15 protein-coding genes and 3 pseudogenes are annotated in these 16,693 nt (G+C 65.3%); 11 read left to right on the top strand and 7 right to left on the bottom strand.

Features of this window, described 5'->3' with window-relative positions; all coding sequences use genetic code 11:
* Positions 1-82: 82 nt before the first annotated feature.
* Positions 83-277, bottom strand: coding sequence for a hypothetical protein (locus M446_RS06015; RefSeq protein ID WP_012331208.1), 195 nt, complete (start codon positions 275-277; stop codon positions 83-85).
* A 357-nt stretch (positions 278-634) separates the two neighbouring features.
* On the opposite strand from M446_RS06015, the gene M446_RS06010 reads away from it, so the two are divergent.
* From M446_RS06010 to M446_RS05990, 5 genes are all read left to right on the top strand, one after another.
* The gene (locus M446_RS06010) at positions 635-1,744 is read left to right on the top strand and encodes an acyltransferase family protein (RefSeq protein ID WP_083784639.1); all 1,110 of its coding nucleotides are present in this window, start codon (positions 635-637) and stop codon (positions 1,742-1,744) included.
* A 136-nt stretch (positions 1,745-1,880) separates the two neighbouring features.
* A complete protein-coding gene (locus M446_RS06005; RefSeq protein ID WP_012331206.1) occupies positions 1,881-2,702 on the top strand; it encodes a nucleoside phosphorylase in 822 nt (273 codons plus the stop codon).
* Between the two features lie 209 nt (positions 2,703-2,911).
* Positions 2,912-3,526, top strand: a complete 615-nt coding sequence (locus tag M446_RS06000; RefSeq protein WP_012331205.1) for a carboxymuconolactone decarboxylase family protein — start codon at positions 2,912-2,914, stop codon at positions 3,524-3,526.
* Between the two features lie 315 nt (positions 3,527-3,841).
* Positions 3,842-5,533 carry a methyl-accepting chemotaxis protein gene (locus tag M446_RS05995; RefSeq protein WP_012331203.1) on the top strand — a complete coding sequence of 564 codons (1,692 nt, stop codon included), beginning with the start codon at positions 3,842-3,844 and terminating at the stop codon, positions 5,531-5,533.
* Between the two features lie 396 nt (positions 5,534-5,929).
* The gene (locus M446_RS05990) at positions 5,930-6,142 is read left to right on the top strand and encodes a dodecin (RefSeq protein ID WP_012331202.1); all 213 of its coding nucleotides are present in this window, start codon (positions 5,930-5,932) and stop codon (positions 6,140-6,142) included.
* A 134-nt stretch (positions 6,143-6,276) separates the two neighbouring features.
* Here the strand turns inward: M446_RS05990 and M446_RS39620 are convergent.
* The 3 genes and pseudogenes from M446_RS39620 to M446_RS36815 all read right to left on the bottom strand — a co-directional run.
* Positions 6,277-6,462 (bottom strand): annotated as a pseudogene (locus tag M446_RS39620) (ISL3 family transposase); the annotation flags it as partial.
* A gap of 102 nt (positions 6,463-6,564) precedes the next feature.
* Positions 6,565-6,837, bottom strand: a pseudogene (locus M446_RS39615) (ISL3 family transposase); the annotation flags it as partial.
* 30 nt (positions 6,838-6,867) lie between these two features.
* Positions 6,868-7,257, bottom strand: a complete 390-nt coding sequence (locus tag M446_RS36815) for a hypothetical protein (RefSeq protein WP_150108589.1) — start codon at positions 7,255-7,257, stop codon at positions 6,868-6,870.
* Between the two features lie 501 nt (positions 7,258-7,758).
* Here M446_RS36815 and M446_RS05985 point away from each other — a divergent pair.
* Both M446_RS05985 and M446_RS05980 read left to right on the top strand, forming a co-directional pair.
* Positions 7,759-9,678, top strand: coding sequence for a hypothetical protein (locus tag M446_RS05985; protein WP_012331201.1), 1,920 nt, complete (start codon positions 7,759-7,761; stop codon positions 9,676-9,678).
* Between the two features lie 123 nt (positions 9,679-9,801).
* Entirely contained in the window at positions 9,802-10,275 is a 474-nt protein-coding gene (locus M446_RS05980; RefSeq protein WP_012331200.1) for a DUF302 domain-containing protein, read from the top strand.
* Positions 10,276-10,610: 335 nt separating this feature from the next.
* Here the strand turns inward: M446_RS05980 and M446_RS05975 are convergent, their stop codons facing one another.
* Positions 10,611-11,465, bottom strand: coding sequence for a LysR family transcriptional regulator (locus tag M446_RS05975; RefSeq protein WP_012331199.1), 855 nt, complete (start codon positions 11,463-11,465; stop codon positions 10,611-10,613).
* Between the two features lie 101 nt (positions 11,466-11,566).
* On the opposite strand from M446_RS05975, the gene M446_RS05970 reads away from it, so the two are divergent.
* From M446_RS05970 to M446_RS05960, 4 genes are all read left to right on the top strand, one after another.
* Positions 11,567-12,589, top strand: coding sequence for a zinc-dependent alcohol dehydrogenase family protein (locus M446_RS05970; RefSeq protein ID WP_012331198.1), 1,023 nt, complete (start codon positions 11,567-11,569; stop codon positions 12,587-12,589).
* A gap of 726 nt (positions 12,590-13,315) precedes the next feature.
* A complete protein-coding gene (locus tag M446_RS05965) occupies positions 13,316-13,666 on the top strand; it encodes a phasin family protein (protein ID WP_012331197.1) in 351 nt (116 codons plus the stop codon).
* 122 nt (positions 13,667-13,788) lie between these two features.
* The gene (locus M446_RS34845) at positions 13,789-14,394 is read left to right on the top strand and encodes a hypothetical protein (RefSeq protein WP_265576543.1); all 606 of its coding nucleotides are present in this window, start codon (positions 13,789-13,791) and stop codon (positions 14,392-14,394) included.
* 376 nt (positions 14,395-14,770) lie between these two features.
* The gene (locus M446_RS05960; RefSeq protein ID WP_043700882.1) at positions 14,771-15,025 is read left to right on the top strand and encodes a hypothetical protein; all 255 of its coding nucleotides are present in this window, start codon (positions 14,771-14,773) and stop codon (positions 15,023-15,025) included.
* Positions 15,026-15,488: 463 nt separating this feature from the next.
* On the opposite strand, the pseudogene M446_RS36810 reads toward M446_RS05960, so the two are convergent.
* Positions 15,489-15,635 (bottom strand): annotated as a pseudogene (locus M446_RS36810) (IS5/IS1182 family transposase); the annotation flags it as partial.
* A 72-nt stretch (positions 15,636-15,707) separates the two neighbouring features.
* Positions 15,708-16,679, bottom strand: a complete 972-nt coding sequence (locus M446_RS05955) for a TAXI family TRAP transporter solute-binding subunit (RefSeq protein ID WP_012331194.1) — start codon at positions 16,677-16,679, stop codon at positions 15,708-15,710.
* Between the last annotated feature and the right edge of the window lie 14 nt (positions 16,680-16,693).

Here is a 16,693-nt window from a genome sequence, read left to right as displayed (position 1 = left end):
ATGTGGGCTTCGCTCAGGCGCCGCGCTCAGGCGCCGCGCGGGCTCGGGATCCGGGCTCCGCTGTGATCAACCGGTTCCCGGATCAGACCTCGCTCAGGGTGGTCGGCGCGGCGACGCGCTTCGCCGCTCTCGCGCAGGAGACCGCGACCACCAGCCCGGCCGCGAGGCTGCCGCCGAACGGCGCCACCAGGAGGGCCTTCAATCCCAGGACGGGCGCGAGCGAGGCGAGCGTGATCGTCCCGCCGAGGATGGCGGACCCCACGAGGGCGATGACCATGGGCGTGAATCCTACCATCCTGGATTGCACGCCCGGGCCTGCGGCCCCATTTCGCTGCGTGCTCGGCGGGCGCCAGTAAATAGCGGGCTCAGCTTCGACAACCGCGCCATGTGGGTTAGGCCGCGCGTCGCCTCTCGCGCGACGCCCCCTCACCCCGCCCGTGCGCCGGCCGAAGCGGATGGTTGAGGCGCCGCCATCGCGTCGGGACCCGGCCCGCGCCGCCGCCGGACAGTCAGTCTCGATCAAGCCATCCCCTCTGCGGAGCAGGGATCCGCCGCCTGCCCGGAGTTTGGGACGACCAGGCGGGATCTGGTAACATTCTTGCACAGATCATCCTCGCGCGCGCAGCTGCAAGCCATGAGAAAGTCACCCGGCATGAAAATCCGGCCCGCCGACATGACACACCATTCGCCATATCCCGTGAAAATCTCTGACAATAAGAAACTTGTCTCCATACAATATCTGCGCGCTTGTGCTGCGCTCGCGGTGATCGTCTATCACAATTTTCAAGGACGACTTTACGGCGTAGCCCATTATGGTCAATACGGCGTGGATCTGTTTTTCGTGATAAGCGGCTTTTTGATGATGTACCTCACGGAAAAGGAAACCGTCACACCGTCGCGCTTCGCGGCGGACCGCCTGGCCAGGATCGTCCCGACATACTGGGTCGCGACTTCCGCTTGGTTTCTCCTCACAGTCTACGACGACACGTTCGTCTATAACCCTGATGCAAGCCTTTCACATTTCGTATTGTCACTGCTATTTATTGCAAACCCGAGCGAGAGCGGCAGAGTTTATCCGACCCTGTACCTGGGCTGGATCCTCAATTACGAGATGTTTTTCTATACGATCTTCGCGCTCATTCTCGCAATCAGCAGAACATTCCGTTTCGAGATCCTGGCGGTCGTGCTTGTGTCGCTGGTGGTGACTGGATTAACGTGGAGTACGAATGCTGGCGTATCTCAGTTTTACACGAACCCCATTCTGCTCGAATTCCTCTCGGGCGCCGCACTCGGACGGTTCCTGGGGATGGATGCGCGATCGCGGCCTCCCGCCGCGCAGGTCCTCGCCGTTCTCCTGGCGGCCGCCGGTCTCCTGCTCTTCTCGGCCTTCGATCACCGCTTGCGATGGGGTGCCGGGTCCACCATCGTGCTGGCCGGCGCGCTCATGCTCGAGCGGTCCAGAGCTGTCGTCTTCCTTCGCCCTCTCTTTCAGATCGGGAACGCGTCCTATTCCATATATCTCTTCCAGGATTTCGGTATCTACATCGTAAGATCCATCCAAAGCGCCTTCCACGCGCTGGATGACGAGTCTTCGATTCTCCATAAGACATTTCCCGTCCTCTTATGCCTGTCGAGCCTGGCAGGCGGGCTCCTCGCCTATCGTCTCGTCGAGAAACCTGCCACGCGCGGGGCGAGGCGGGTCCTGTCACGCATGATCCGCGATCCGGTGAGGATCGGGCGGTGACCGCCCCGCCCCGGGGGGCGGTCCGCCCGACCGGAGCCGACGCGTCTCGGGGGTGTCGGCGGGCCGGGGACGGGGCGCGCCCTCCATCGTCGCCGGCCCTGTTGCCGCGGCCGGGCCGCGCGCCGAGAGTGGCCGCATGAGTGCTCCGCCCCCTCGCCCCCTGCCGCCGATCCTCCGCGACAAGCACCCGGAGGCGGCGTCCGCGTTCACGCCGCAGAGCCTGCTGCGCGAGGCGCGCCGGCAGCGGCGCATCCCCGACGCGCCCGTGCCGGAGGTCTGCATCCTGGACCCGGACGGCGACGTCGTCCGCCACCTGCGCGCCGCCGGCAGGGCCCGGCCCGTCGAGGGCTGGGCCTGCTACCACTCGGAGATGGACCGCTTCGAGCAGGGCGGTCGCGCGTTCGGCATCGTCGGCTGCGCGGTGGGCGCGCCCTACGCCGTGCTGGTGGCCGAGCAGATGTTCGCCTCCGGCTGCCGCCTGCTCATCAGCATCACCTCGTCGGGTCAGATCACGGCGCTGCGGCCGCCGCCGTACTTCATCCTGATCGAGCGCGCGCTGCGCGACGAGGGCACGAGCTACCACTACCTGCCGGCCGGCGACTTCGCGCAGGCCGACCCGGCCCTGGTGGCGTCGGTCGGGGCGGGGCTGGCGGAGGTGGGCGAGCCGATCGAGCGCGGCGCCACCTGGACGACCGACGCGCCCTACCGCGAGACCGCCGAGGCCATCGCGGCGGCCCGGGCGGCGGGCCTCCTGGCGGTCGAGATGGAGGCGGCCGCGCTCTACGCCTTCGCCGCGGCGCGCCGCCGCGCCGTGCTCTGCTTCGCGCACGTGACCAACCGGATGGGCCAGGCGGGCGACTTCGAGAAGGGCGAGGCGGACGGCGCCCCGACCTCCCTGGCCCTCGCGCAGGCCGTCGCGGAGGCCTGGGCGCGGTCGCGCGCGCCCAGGCCCGGATAGGGCCGGGCGGAGGGGCGGGATCCGCGCCGCCGGCCCGCGCGGCGGGCCGGCGCGGTGTCGCGCGGCGCCCCCTATCGGCGCGGCGCCGGGCGGGGCAGTGTCGCCCGGACGGCCCGACGCGTTCCCGTGCGGCGCACCCTGATCGGGGGCCCGCCGCGGGGCATCGCATCCGGGCCGGGCCTCGCCGCGTCCGTTCCGGAGCCTCGCCGATGATCCGCCGTCTCCCCGCCCTCGCTCTCGCCCTCGCCCCGGCCCTGGCCTTCGCGGCGGACCGCCTGCCGACCATCCCGCCCGACCAGTACACGCCCGAGCAGAGGAAGGCCGCCGAGGAGTTCGAGGCGGCCCGCAAGGTCAAGGTCTTCGGTCCCTTCGAGCCGCTCATGCACTCGCCCGAGGTGATGACGCTCACGCGCCAGATGGGCGACTACCTGCGCTACAAGCCGAAGATCGGGACCACGCTGTCCGAACTGGTGATCCTGATCAACGCGCGGCACTGGTCGCAGGACTACGAGTGGTACGTCCACGCCCCGATCGCCCGGAAGGTCGGCATCGCGCCGGAGATCATCGAGGCGATCCGCGACGGGCGCCGCCCGGAGGGCCTGAGCGCCGACGAGGCGATCGTCTACGACTTCACCACCGAGCTCCAGCAGAACAAGCGGGTGTCGGACGCGACCTTCGCGCGGGCGGAGAGCCGCTTCGGCAAGGCGGGCGTGGTCGATCTCGCGGCGATCAGCGGCTACTACACCTTCCTGGCCATGGAGCTGAACGCCGCCCGCTACGGCCTGCCGCCGGATGGGACGCCCCTCCCGCGGCTGCCGGAATGAGGGGCGCGGCGGCGCGCCCCCCGCGCGGCCGCTCGACCCGCACCGTTCCGCCGGCCCGGGCGAGCGGGTCGGCACGGCCGCCCCGTCGCGGTCGCAGGGCCCGAGGGCGGCCGGACGGGGTGTCGCGGCGCGGCCGCGGCGCGGGCTGATCGCGCGCAGCTTTGGCTGGATCGGCCGCGCCGGCCTCGTCCCGAGCGCCGCCATGGTCGGCGTCGCGCGCATCGCGACTGTATCTTCAGACAAAACCTGACGTATTTGTTAAGCATTCTCACGGGATAAGAGGCGCGTGGGAAACACGATTTGGATTGATTTCCTATGCCGCATCTATCCGACATCAAGATCCTGCCCAAGCTCTCCAGCGTCATCGCGCTCATCGGCCTGATCGTCGGTGGCTGCGTCTGGTACGCGCAATCGCGCATGACCCGGATCGATGACGCCTACAGCCTGTTCATCGTGCGCGAGGCGCGCGCGGCGGCGACGGCGCGACTTATCAACCAACAGTTGTTCGAACTCAATTACTGGGTCTATCGCCTCATCGCGGAGACCGAGGAGCCGCAGATCAAGGCCGCCGACCGGGGCTTCGACGCCGTGCTGCCCCGGCTGCGGAAGGCCCTCGCGGATCTGCGTGAGGAGGCGCCGAGCTTCGCCGAGCGCGTCCAGGCGCAGGCTGCCCGCGTCGAGACGTTCGTGACGGCCGTCGAGGAGGTGCGCCGCCTCGGCGCGCATAATCGGGACGCGGATGCCCTGGGCATGGTGCACAGCGCCATCGACCCGACCTTCTCCGGCGTGGTGCGGGATGCCGTCAAGCTGAGGCAGGACATCGCCGATTACATGGAGAGGGGCTCGAACGACCTCACCGCGCAGACCAACGCCACGCGCCGCAGCCTGATGGCGTTCAGCGCGCTCGGCGTGGTGGTCGGCATCGTGGCGGCGATGCTGATGGCGGTGTTCGGCATCACGCGTCCGCTGGGCCGCCTCGTCGCGGTGCTGCAGCGGATCGCGGCGGGTGAGGTGAACGCGGCGATCCCGGAGGCCGGCCGCGGCGACGAGATCGGCGCGGTCGGCAGGGCGGTCGAGGGCATCAGGGCCATGGTCGCCCGCAAGGCCGCCGAGGAGGCCGAGGTCAAGCGGCGCGCCGACGCGGCTGCGGCGGCCGAACGCCGGCGCACGATGATCGAGCTGGCCGACCGCTTCGAGCGGGCGGTGGGCGGCATCGTGGGCCTGGTCTCGTCCTCGGCGACCGAGCTGCAGGCGACCGCTCAGCAGATGACGGCCACCGCGACGGAGACGGCGAGCCAGTCCAGCACGGTGGCGGCCGCGGCGGAGGAGGCCGCCTCCAACGTCGGCACGGTGGCGAGCGCGGCCGAGGAGCTCGGCGCCTCCGTGCAGGAGATCGGCCGCCGGGTCAGCGGCTCGGCCACCCTGGCGCAGCACGCGGTGGCGGAGGCGGACAAGACCACCGCGCTCGTCCAGGCGCTGCAATCCACCTCGGGCAGGATCGGCGACATGGTGGGCCTGATCTCGGGCATCGCCGGCCAGACCAACCTGCTGGCGCTCAACGCGACGATCGAGGCGGCGCGGGCCGGCGCGGCGGGCCGCGGCTTCGCGGTGGTCGCCGCCGAGGTGAAGGCGCTGGCCGAGCAGACCGCCAAGGCGACGGAGGAGATTGCGCGTCAGATCGGCGAGGTGCAGGGCGTGACCGGGCAGGCGGTCGGCGCCATCGGGTCGATCACCGGCCGGATCCGGGAGGTCAACGCGGTCTCGGCGAGCATCGCGGCGGCGGTCGAGCAGCAGGGTGCGGCCACGCAGGAGATCGTGCGCAACGTGGCCCAGGCCTCGACCGGCACGGCCGAGGTGACGCGCACCATCGCGGGCGTGGCCCAGGCCTCCGAGGAGACGGGCGCCGCCGCCGCCCAGGTTCTCGCCTCGGCCTCCGAGCTGTCGCGCCAGTCCGAGCATCTCCGGACCGAGGTCGCCGGCTTCCTCGCGACCGTCCGGGCGGCCTGAGCGGCCGCCCCCCGGGGCCTCGCCGCGCCCCGGGCGTTGCCGTCGCCGGTCGGCGGGGTCTCGCGGCAGGGCTTGGCGGCCCGTCGCGGGGAGCCGCGGTCCAGGATGGTTGCGCGTCCGGCCGGGTCGGAAGCGGCGGTTCAAGCCGCACCCGCTGGATGTCGGCAAATGGCGCATCTACGTTGTTGGCTAAACCGCCCACTCGGGAGCCTTCCTGCCTGGGCTTCAGCTTCACTGCTCACAATTCAATGAAAGCGCGAGGTTCAATGGCAGGACGGCTGATTTGATGCGCTCGTATGGCCAAGTTGGGCCTTGTCGTGCTCCAGCCCTACTGACCCCTTGATCCTAACCCTTTCGCCTCCACAATCTTTGAACGATGGCGATGAGGAGGCCGTGATGTCTGAGCACATCTACAAGGTCATCGAGCTCGTGGGGTCGTCCAAGGTATCGATTGAAGACGCGATCCAGCAGGCCATCGAGCGCGCAAGCCAGACGGTGCGCAACTTGCGATGGTTTGAAGTGCTGGAGACCCGTGGCCAGATCGAAGGCGGTAAGGTGCAGCACTACCAGGTCACGCTGAAGGTCGGCTTCACCATGGAAAAGGCTTGAGTGGTCTGAACCATGACGGGCTCCGAGTGACCCCTTGCGGACCCTCGCCTCTGCCGCATCAAACATCCGCTTCAACGCAGGAAGCGGAAGTTGATCCTCCACCGTTTCGGTGGTTCTTCCGCGCTTTGCGTGGATCAAGCAGCGATGAGGGTGCGGCGACGGAGGAGTGCGAAGCTGGCGCAACCGTACATGGTGCGCTTGAGCATCTTCAGCCGACTGATCTGCCCTTCCGCCTGGGCGTTGCTCCATGACGTCGTCAGCGCCGCTCGAACGGCCGCCCCATCCTGCGCCAAACCAGCCGCGAAGGTCTCTAGAGCGGCACCCGATCACGTTGCAACCGAGTGCAGCTCTCGATCTTTGATCTTGCCGCATGTTCTGCGACGAACCGGCATCCACTTCGTCGGAAAATGCTCTAGCGCAGCGACGCCGCAGTTGCGCGTTTCCAGCAACCATCTGTCGAGTTCGCCGGCGGCATCCGCTGACCGGTCGTTGCCAAGACCGCAGGCGCGCACCAGCAACGTAAACTGCTGCGCCAGATCGGCGACCCGTGCGGCTTCAACGTCCTGCCGGATGCGGGCGAGGTCGGCCGTAGCGCGAGGCGGCAGCGTGGCAACCGGTTGCACCATGATCCAGGCCCGTTGCTTGGGAGAGGCGATTGGCGATGGTGTCACCGCCTCGGTGCTCGTCGAGGCGGGGTAGGGAGGCAATGCTTGCTGAACAGCGTCTCAGTTTAAACTTTTGCGCGGCTCGTGACGGCGCGCGACCGATAAAGCTAACAACGCGACGAAACCAGGAACGAGGTAGCCTCCAAGCTGCAAAGCCGCGTCCGAAGCCACTACGATCGATCTTGATACGCCAGATCGATAAAGCGCTATCGGAATGTCACGCCGGGCCACCACGAAGATCAACCCGATAATTATACCCGCGAGACCGGACGCCAACTTCGTTAACAGAAGGCCGCTCCTGCGCCATATTGCGATAAGCAGGGGAACAGATAAAAAAAACACGGTGTTTGAGCTAAGTTCTTTCATCACTCCCGGCGCGAAAAAATCTATCATCATTCCGGACGCGGCAAACGAAGCTACTGAGAGAGCGATTTTTAGCAAAAACACCATTCTTGTTGCCCTCCGTCCCGCTTCTTGAAGGGCCCACGCTTCGTCGGGATAGGCGCTGCCGAATCAATAAGTGCCATACTCTTGGACGAGTGAAGCATCCTGCCGGGCCGGCCTGGGGGCACCTTGATCCATCTCAACGCCGCCGGTCTCGGGCCCTGTCACGCTGCCCTTGAGGATGCTCCGACCCCGGCCTCAAATCCGGAGTACCCCCCCGTGTACCGCGCAGGCCCTCCAGCACGAGGCGGACCTTCTGCTCGGCCGAGAACTGCCGGCGCGTGGCGCGGCGGATGTCCTTGATCACCGTCCCTGCCGGCTTCCGCGCTGGTCCGGATGTATTTCATCTTCGCCTCTGGCGGATACAGTGTCGCCGCCATCTTCACTCGTGAAGGCCCTCAAGCCGTCTCACGGGTGCGGACGGCAGACGCTCCCAACCGCCTAGGGGTCCGTGCTCGTGTTCATGATGTCGGTGTGGGAATAGGAGAAATCGCGGAGGGACACTCAATGTGGCTTCTCAGCTCCGTTCTGCTCTGGCTGGTATTCATGTTAGGCCCCGCTGGGTCCGAGATCCTCTACGCGCGTCCTGACGGAGATCAGTCCACCTCCGGATATCTCTGGGCGGGCGAGATTATTACGGACAGTGTTCCCCTACAGGACGCCGTCGCCGCGGCAAGGGCAGCGGCAGGTTCTCGGCCGCTCGAGATCCGTCTCCTTCGCCGCTCCGGCCTCGAAGAGACGCAATACTCGCTCAATCTTGGAAAAACAGGCTTGGCTATCCGGTGGCGCGGCACCGAAGCCAACAGACTTACCATTCGAGGTCAGGTCGATAGGTCAGGAGGCACTCCCCGCGCGCTCACAACAATCGTCGGGCAGCGCTCGCTCCGAGAGATTCTCTGCAAGCCGCACGATGTCGACCTGTGCTCCGGCCCACCGCCGGATGGTCCGAAGCCGGACGGGCCGACAGGGAAGCGGCAGGACCTCCTCGAATACCTGTCTCGGGAGCTGGAGCCGGAGGCCGGAGTAACGATGCCTGACATCCGCCTTCGGCTGGACTGCGTTCTCCTCTGGGAGGCCGCCTTCGTCGACCTCCGGGACCTCGGGTTCCGCGAATGCTGGCTCGCGGCCGTCGCTGCCTATGCCTCATCGAATATCGGCTTACATGGATCGCTGATTGATGGAGGGTCCTACGCCTTTGCTGCCATCGCAAGGAAAGGCCACCCGGAGACCGCACACACTTTCGAGATCACTGGGAACGTATGGCGGCAGAGTCCGGCGAGCTATCGTCCGTCCAAACGCGCCTGCGACATCCGCAATGATTGGTCCTGTCCGGTCAGCGCCTGGTCCGACATACCCTGGGCCGTGGTTCACCACTACTTCTGGAGCCCGCTGAACGGAGCACTCTTCGTCGCCAAGGACATCCTGGGCAATGTGCGAATCGCCGACAACCGGGTGACCGACGCCTATAATGGCGTTCGCGTCAGGCTCAGTGAGGTGTGCCTCGAGAACCCGAACTGCCGGGAAATCGCGAATGCCGGTTTCGAGATCACCGGCAACAGGTTCGAGAACATCAGGGACAATGCCGTCGAGCCGGAGAGCCAAGCTACGTATTGGATCGTCAAGCACAACACCATCATAAACAATTACGCCCCGATCTCGACGGACGGGGTTGCAGGCCACGATGTCTTTGTCTTTGGAAACGTCTTCGCCCTTGATGATGCGCCTGGATCAAAATGCACGAACGATGGTTGGGTGGGCAGCAGGCAGTTCCGGCCCATCCTGGGGGCACGGGGGCGCTGGAGTGCCGACATGGCCGAAGGTGACGATGCGAGCTGCTCGACGCACATGCTGGGTACCGTCATCAAGATGGGGACGTATGACGATCTGCCGGACGGACCCGTCCTGGACCGCCTCTTCTTCTTCAACAACAGCGTGAGAACCAGAAGTCCCCTCTTCCGCGGGAGCCCGGGGCCGCCGATCACGAGCTACAACAATCTGGTCGAATTCATCGGGTGCGGAGCGAACGGCCCTCGCGCATGCCGGCAGGCGGACTACGACGACCCGTCCTGTGCCGGACAAGACGTGTGGACGCGCGATGGTCAGTCCATTTTCGCCAAGTGCTTTGCGGTTGAAGGACGGCCCGATCGGCACTTCTGGCACCTGATGCGTTTCAACGCCTACAACCGCGCGCCTGGTCCGGAGCTTGATGCGATCGATCGGGACCGCGTCGCAATCCCGGCGGGTGGCACCCTCGGGAATGCTGGCTGCGGCTTAGCGTACGCGGATGGCGATCTCACGTGTCTCGACTCCCCTGGGCCCATTGGCGCCGTGCTGCCGGACGGCCATCGCTTCGACCTCGCTCTTCCGTTCCGCTTTCCTTTCACCAAGGTGCTTCTTTTCCTGAACGGGATCGCAGCGCCGAAATAGCGGTCAGGCGTCGGTCGGCACCTGCGATGCACGGAGCAGAGCGCCCTGCGTCTACACTCCGCCGTCGCATCATTGGCGAACCGGGATCGCGAGGCGGTTTGGGACGGCTGTCCGGGAGGGGGGATGATGGCTATGTCAATGCGGAGCACTGCCGTCGCGGTGACCTTCATATCCTTCCTGACTGGAGCGCGCGCAATGGCCGAGGATGGACTTGTCACGCTGAGGAGTGCCTTCGGACCGGCCGAGACGATGGCCCGACTTGAGGCAGCGGTGAAGGCCAGGGGGATGATCGTCTTCGCCCATATCGACCACGCGGCCGCCGCGACCGGCGCTGGCATGGCTCTTCGTCCCACCGATCTGTTGATCTTCGGCGCGGCCAAGGGAGGCACGCCGCTGATGCAGTCCATGCAGACGATCGGGATAGACCTTCCGCTCAAGGCTCTGGTCTGGCAGGATGAGACCGGGACGACGTTCCTCACGTACAATGAACCTGCGTACTTGGCCCGCCGCCACGGGCTTGGCGCTTCCGTGGACGCGGTCGTTGGCGCGATGTCGAGCGCGCTGGAGGAGATCGCGACGTCGACCACATCCGATTGAAGGGCCGTCACGCGCTTCCGGTCTCGCCTGGGAGGTCTTCCCGACTGGAGCGGCATCAGGCGCGACGAGAGGGCGGTGAACCGCACCGAGCGCCGTGCCTGCACCGGAGGCGGCCCTCTCAGGGCGCGCGGTTCCAGGGTGCGCGGAGGTCTCGCGGCCGCGGTGCGCACGCCCGCCTCTTGGTGCGCCCATCCCCGATGCACTCTCGCCGATGAGTGTCGACATCACGTGCGTCCCACGGCGCCGCGTGACCGCATCGCCTCTACCCGGAAGATCGTGGCGCGTTGCGGAGAGGATGCGCGGGTGCCTCGTCGATGTCCTGGCCGTACGAGCGGTCAGCCCGCCAGCCGGTCGAGCAGGTGATCGAGCAGCGCTCGCAGCCGCCCGAGCCGCCTCAGATCGCGGTGGTAGCCCACGAACGTGTCGCGGCACGGCGGCGCCTCGCCCAAGTCGAGCGCGACGAGACCGGGAGTGGCGTCACCGAGCGGGCGCGGCAGGACAGCGACGCCCGCTCCTTCTCGGCACAGCTGCGCCTGGACCTCGCGGTTGTTGCTGCGGAACGCGACTCGCGCATTCGGCAGCATTCGCCGGAGCCACACCGCGTCGGGCATCTCAGCGAACGCCGCGTCCATCGTGATGGTCCGCGTGCCGGAGCCGTCCCCCGCAACCGGCAGTGTCGTGCCGCGTGCTCCGTAGACCCCGTAGCGGACCGTCAGCAGGCGGCGCGAGATCACCTCGGGCTCGTCGAACCGGGTGATTCGGAACACGAGGTCAGCTTCCCGCCGCGGGAGGCTGTAGAGCCGCGCATCCGTCAGCAACTCGATCTCCACGTCCGGGTGGTGGTGCCCGAACGTGGCCAGGGCCGGTGCCAGCAAGGTTCTGCCGAACCAATCCGACGATGACAAGCGAAGCGAACCCGCGAGCGTCCCGGGCCGACCGGCGAGTTGCCGCTCGATGGCGAGCGCCTCCTCCTCCATGCGCTCGGCATGGGCGAGCAGAACCTCGCCCTCGTCGGTCAGCACGAACCCGTCCGCCGTGCGCTGGAACAAGGCATGACCGATCGCGGCTTCGAGCGCGCGAAGGCGCCGGCCCATGGTGGGCTGAGTGCTCCCGACCGCGCGGGCGCCCGCACCGAGCGTGCCGGCCCGGGCGATCGCGAGGAAGATCCGCAAGTCGCTCCACTCGATCACGGTCGCGATCAGCCATACAATTGCGTCTGAGCAGCGTGCAGTATCGTTCGTTCCCATTCGCCTGTGAATGCTCGATCGTCGACTCATCACAGGAGATCGCCATGAGCTCACCCGCCACCATGAGAGCAGCCGTGGTCGAGAGCCACGGGGCGCCGTTCCGCATCGCCACGATCAGCCGGCCCGAGCCCGGCCCGGGCCAAGTCCTGGTGCGTGTCGCGGCCAGTGGCGTGAACCCGCTGGACCTCAAGATCCACGCGGGGACGGCCGCGCATGCGCGTCATCCCCTGCCGGCCATCCTCGGCCTCGACATGGCGGGGACGGTCGAGGCGGTCGGGCCGGGTGTGTCCGGCATGCGGGTCGGGGACGAGGTCTACGGCATGACGGGCGGCGTCGGTGGCCACCAGGGCTCGCTGGCCGAGTACCAGGTGGCGGATGCGAACCTTCTCGCCCCAAAGCCCGCGAACCTGAGCATGCGCGAGGCCGCGTCCCTGCCGCTCGTCGCGATCACGGCCTGGGAAGGTCTCGTCGATCGGGCCCGTGTCGGCTCCGGTCAGCTTGTCTTGGTGCACGGGGGTGCCGGCGGGGTCGGGCAGGCCGCCGTGCAGATCGCGCGGGCGTTCGGGGCGGAGGTGTTCGCGACCGGATCCGGCGTGAATCGGTCAGTGATCACGCGGCTGGGCGCGACCTTCATCGATTACCGAAGCGAGACCGTTGCCGACTACGTCGAACGACACACGGCCGGAAGAGGGTTCGATCTGGTTTACGACACCGTGGGTGGCGCGACGCTCGACGCATCCTTCGAGGCGGTCCGGCGCTTCGGCCACGTGGTCAGCGCGCTGGGCTGGGGCAAACACGCCCTGGCGCCCCTTTCCTTCAAAGCCGGCACCTACTCGGGGGTTTTCACGCTTCTGCCGCTGCTCACGGGGGAGGGCCGAGCGCAGCACGGTGAGATCTTGCGCGCGGTGACACAGTTCGTCGAGGCCGGCCGGATTTCCCCTCGTCTCGACGCCCATGTCTTCGAATTTGACATGATCGACGCGGCGTACCGCGCGGTTGCGACGGGTGCCTCGAACGGCAAGGTCGTGGTGAGCATGGATCGTGCTGCCCCGCTCGGCCCTCGGTGAGCACGCAGAACTGACTTCTCGTGGCGCATAGCCGAACCAACCGAGCGCGAACTTCTGACCCGAAGCGGCCCCTCGCGGCCAATATCCGGAGTGTCCGGTTACGAAGGTTTTCCCGACATTTGATTTCCTGACGAGGTTCCCCGCGACTGACCGCTGCGGGGGCTCTGGCGTCAAGCGCGTCAGCGTCGGACGACCGTCAGCGGCTGTGCGTATGCCCCACGGCGGACGCCAGTTCCGGAACAAAGATGTGCGGCACATGTGCGACTGAGGTGGCAATCCCTCTCGTGACCAGCAGCCGAACAACCGTAAGCACGCACCTCATACCTGGAGCACATCGTTGATTGCATTGTGCGCCGCACCATCGCACAAAACTCGTGCACAGCCGCGATGGCGTTGCGGCGGTGCATACCCTCCATGGGCGTGTCCTCCCTAGATTTCGGGCTGTCCGCGAGGGCGGCCCTTTTTGACTCGCTCAGGAACGCGCTCAAAATCAGAAATTGCTTATTTATCAGATTGTTACAGCATGTACCGAGCCAGGCTGGCTACGTCCATGCACTGGTCGGCCAGCATGTCATAACCCACCGCCCCGTCGTCCTGAGCGCATCGTCGCCTCTGCCTTTATCTCTTTTGGACTAATCCGAAAGGTCGAGTTGCGCGTCATTGTGCACTGCACCATTTTTATTGCACCGTACAAGAAGGCGGTGAGTACCACCGTGGAGAAGCGTCATGGCAAGCCAGAACCCCATCGAGATCCCTGCCCAGCTGCGCGACTTCGCCGAGAAGAGCGTGTCGCAGGTCCAGCAGGCCGTCACCGCCTTCTTCCAGAACACCCGCAGGGCGAACGAGACCGTCCAGTCCTCGTTCAAGAACGCCCAGCTCCCGGTCAGCGTGGCTTACACCCGCAGCCTCGATTTCGCTGAGCAGAACGCCAACGCTGCCTTCGAGGCCACCCAGAAGGTCGTCCGCGCCCGCGGTCTGCAAGAGGCCGGCAAGATCCAGGCGGAGTACGTCCGCGCTCAGCTCGAGGCTTTCCAGGTCCAGGCCAAGGAACTCTATTCCGTCGCTAAGGCTGCGTAACCTGATTTGATTAGCCGGAGCCCGCGCTATTTCAGACGCGCGGGCCGGCCCTGACGAGAGGGAGCGGTAACATGGCAGCGCGACGCGGGAGGCGTTCACCGGAAGTGCAACGGAGAAGCCCCATGAACGAGGTCATGGCCGCTGACGCGCCGATCCTCAATGCTGGGGACGGGCAGGCTGTCCTCCCGCAGGGCAATGGCGACCAGAGTGGCGATCAGACGTTGCTTGAGTCTGTCCCTGCCAATGAGCCCGAGCCGTTGTCCCCACTGGAAGGGGCCAATGAGGACCTCGTGCCGGATGACGCCCGACTTGATGGTGATGAACCTGCAAGTACGCTTGAGAGTGCCACACCTGAGCCGGAACCGGTCGCGGTTTACGCGGCTGCAGTAAGCGCGCCAGAGATTTCGGATGAGCTCACCACATCAGGATCGGCAGCGAGCGAGCACGCTGGTGCTGATGCCAGCGCTTTTGCTGAACCATCAACTGCTCGGGCGAGCACATACTCGACGGCTGCTCGATTGCTAGAGAAGATCAGCGCGCAGCATAGCATCTGGGTGTCGTACGTACAGGACGAGCTGGGAGCTAAGCTCGCGTACGGCCGCGTTCTCGCGAAGTCTCAGACGCCCGTTGATATAATGCTGGCGACGAACGCTGAGTGCAGTCGTTCATTTGTTGCGGCAAACAATCTGATGACTGCGTTCATATTGGAAAGCTTAAGGGCTTCTTGAGCGACATGTGTCGTTAGGCTGATTACGGAATCGTGGCGTCAAGCTACTGCAAAAGAGGCATATCATGAAGCCGTCCGTTAGAGCGCTCATCAAGTGTCGCGTGCTGCGCGATCTGGATTGCGCGCTGACCTACCGCAATCTAGAGAGAGTGGCGATCTTGCTTGGACGTCAACTCTGGCTCGATGAGTACGGCTCCGCTGCAGCATAGTGGCTCACCACACAAGCTGGGTAGGCCGACGTTAGCTGATCGAGTGGCAAGCCGTTCGTGAGAGTTGCCGGTACGCTCAGATTCTCGAGCGGTTCGTACGACGCGCACACTGAGCGCTGCATGATCGCGGCACACTCAGCTGGGAAACGGTCCGTCTTGACCTCACCGATGAGCGGCTACTCCCCGGCGAGACTCGGCCAGCTGCATCGGAGCCCGGGCTTCCAAAAGGCGCTGGCATCACACGAACTCAACACGGGTCTGACTAAGCGCCAGCTTTCTAGGAGGCACCTGCGGAGTAACCTGCACAACCCGTTCTCACCTCGTCGGAAGGAGGCGCTCACACTCCGCCTGCCGCTCGTCTCGACGCTCCTGATGCTGATTGGGGCGGCGATCGCGATCGTCGGCATTGCCCTGGCCGGGTAAGAGCTGTTTGCAGCTTGGCTGCCGGCGAACTCACCCGTGATAAGGTGAACCCCATTTTACCTGTCCACGCCCATCTCGCGCTCCACTGCCGCGCTCGATCTTAGGGCATGACACGCCGCCGACGTTTCGGCCTTCAAACTTGGGAGTACGATTTATGTCTACAATTCAGGCCGTGATTCCTGTCGTGTTCCATCTGTTTGCAGTTTTAATCATGACTGCTGCCACTTTTATGGCTATGGCGTGGCAATCATGGCCGCAGGATCATAAAAATTCTTTTCATGTGGGCGTTGAATCAGTCTAAGCTCGGCCGCGGCCAATCCAATGGGCGCTCGTCAGGGGTGCCTCGAGAAAGCGGGCGTGAGGGATGGGCTGGTGGGGTTTCCCGCGGCAGTGTCACGGGAACTGGAACGCGCGGTCGCAGGATCGGCCTGTCGAGGCGTGTCTCAGAGCCGGACTCGAAAGTTCACGTCAGGTAGCAGTACCTTGCGAGCCGTCGTGACATCGGCGTGATGCTGGCAATGAGAGCCCTGGCGGCGCAGCTCGCGGTGGTTCTCTCCCAACCCTTGGCGAGACCCTGGCCACGGCCAAGCCAGGCGAATGTTCGTTCAACATCTCGAGCTCTTGTGCCTGGACCTGTCGGCAGCCCCGGATACGTGCCGGTGTATCTGCCCGACAACAATCGTTAATCGCCCTGCTCAGTCCCGCCAGCGGCATGATTGCGGTACCAGCGATCCGCGCCGTTGTGAAACGGAAGGAACATGTTGCGTGTGAAGTTGGCCGGAACGGTTTCGGTCGCAGCGGGATGCGTGCCGATCAGCTCATCCTGATGTGAAAACACGGCATCCAAGATCGCATATACAAGATTGTCGGGCAGATCCATCCGACCCACGGCAAAATTGAAAAGCCCAACGGTCTGATATGGGGTCGGAAGCGAGGCATAGATCCCCGGCGGTACAGTCGACAGTTGCAGCTCGGGGTGCGTCAAGCGGAGGACAGCGATTTGCTGAGTAGTGACGTGAAGGAAACGCAGCTTGCCGTTTGTTTCAAGATCGAGAAAGGACGGGAACGGAACACCGGCCGCGACCGCGAGAGCATCAAGCGCTCCTGTGCGAAGTTGCTGAGCGAGATCGGCCCAGTCTCCATAGATCAAGGGAGCCTCGATCTTAAGCGCCTTCAACATCTCGGGCATGTAGGTGGCCGTAGTGCCCCCTTGCGGGCCGGAACCAATGCGCTTTCCAGCGAGATCAGCAACCGACTGAATGATTGACCCGTGCATCACGACCAACTGGAACGGAGTGTCATACATGGGAAACAACGCGCGCATCTCGCGGAACGGCTTGCCTTGGCTCCCCGCGCCTGTTCCGTTCCAAGCCTGCAAGGCGACCCCGAGCGTCGCGAAAGCCAACTGGATCTCGCCCTTCTCCAGAAGAGCAATGTTCTGAACAGGGCCCTCTGTCGCCCGTGCGGAAACAGGTATGCCAAGTTCGCGGGTCAGGATCTTTGCCAAACCCTCGCCATAAGTAAAGTACGTTCCGCCCGGCGATGCCGTCCCAATGACCAGAGTGGCAGGCCAATTGGGATCAGCAGGAAAAGCTACCCCCGTAGAAAGGAGCATAGCAGCCAGAACACAGACGAGCCGGCATATGTGTCGCATAAGATCCTCCGCTA

Origin of the sequence: Methylobacterium sp. 4-46 (genome assembly GCF_000019365.1) — a bacterium.
In the GTDB taxonomy this organism is placed as follows: domain Bacteria; phylum Pseudomonadota; class Alphaproteobacteria; order Rhizobiales; family Beijerinckiaceae; genus Methylobacterium.
Note: the sequence above shows the minus strand (reverse complement) of the source record. Positions and strands in the feature narration are given on the sequence as shown.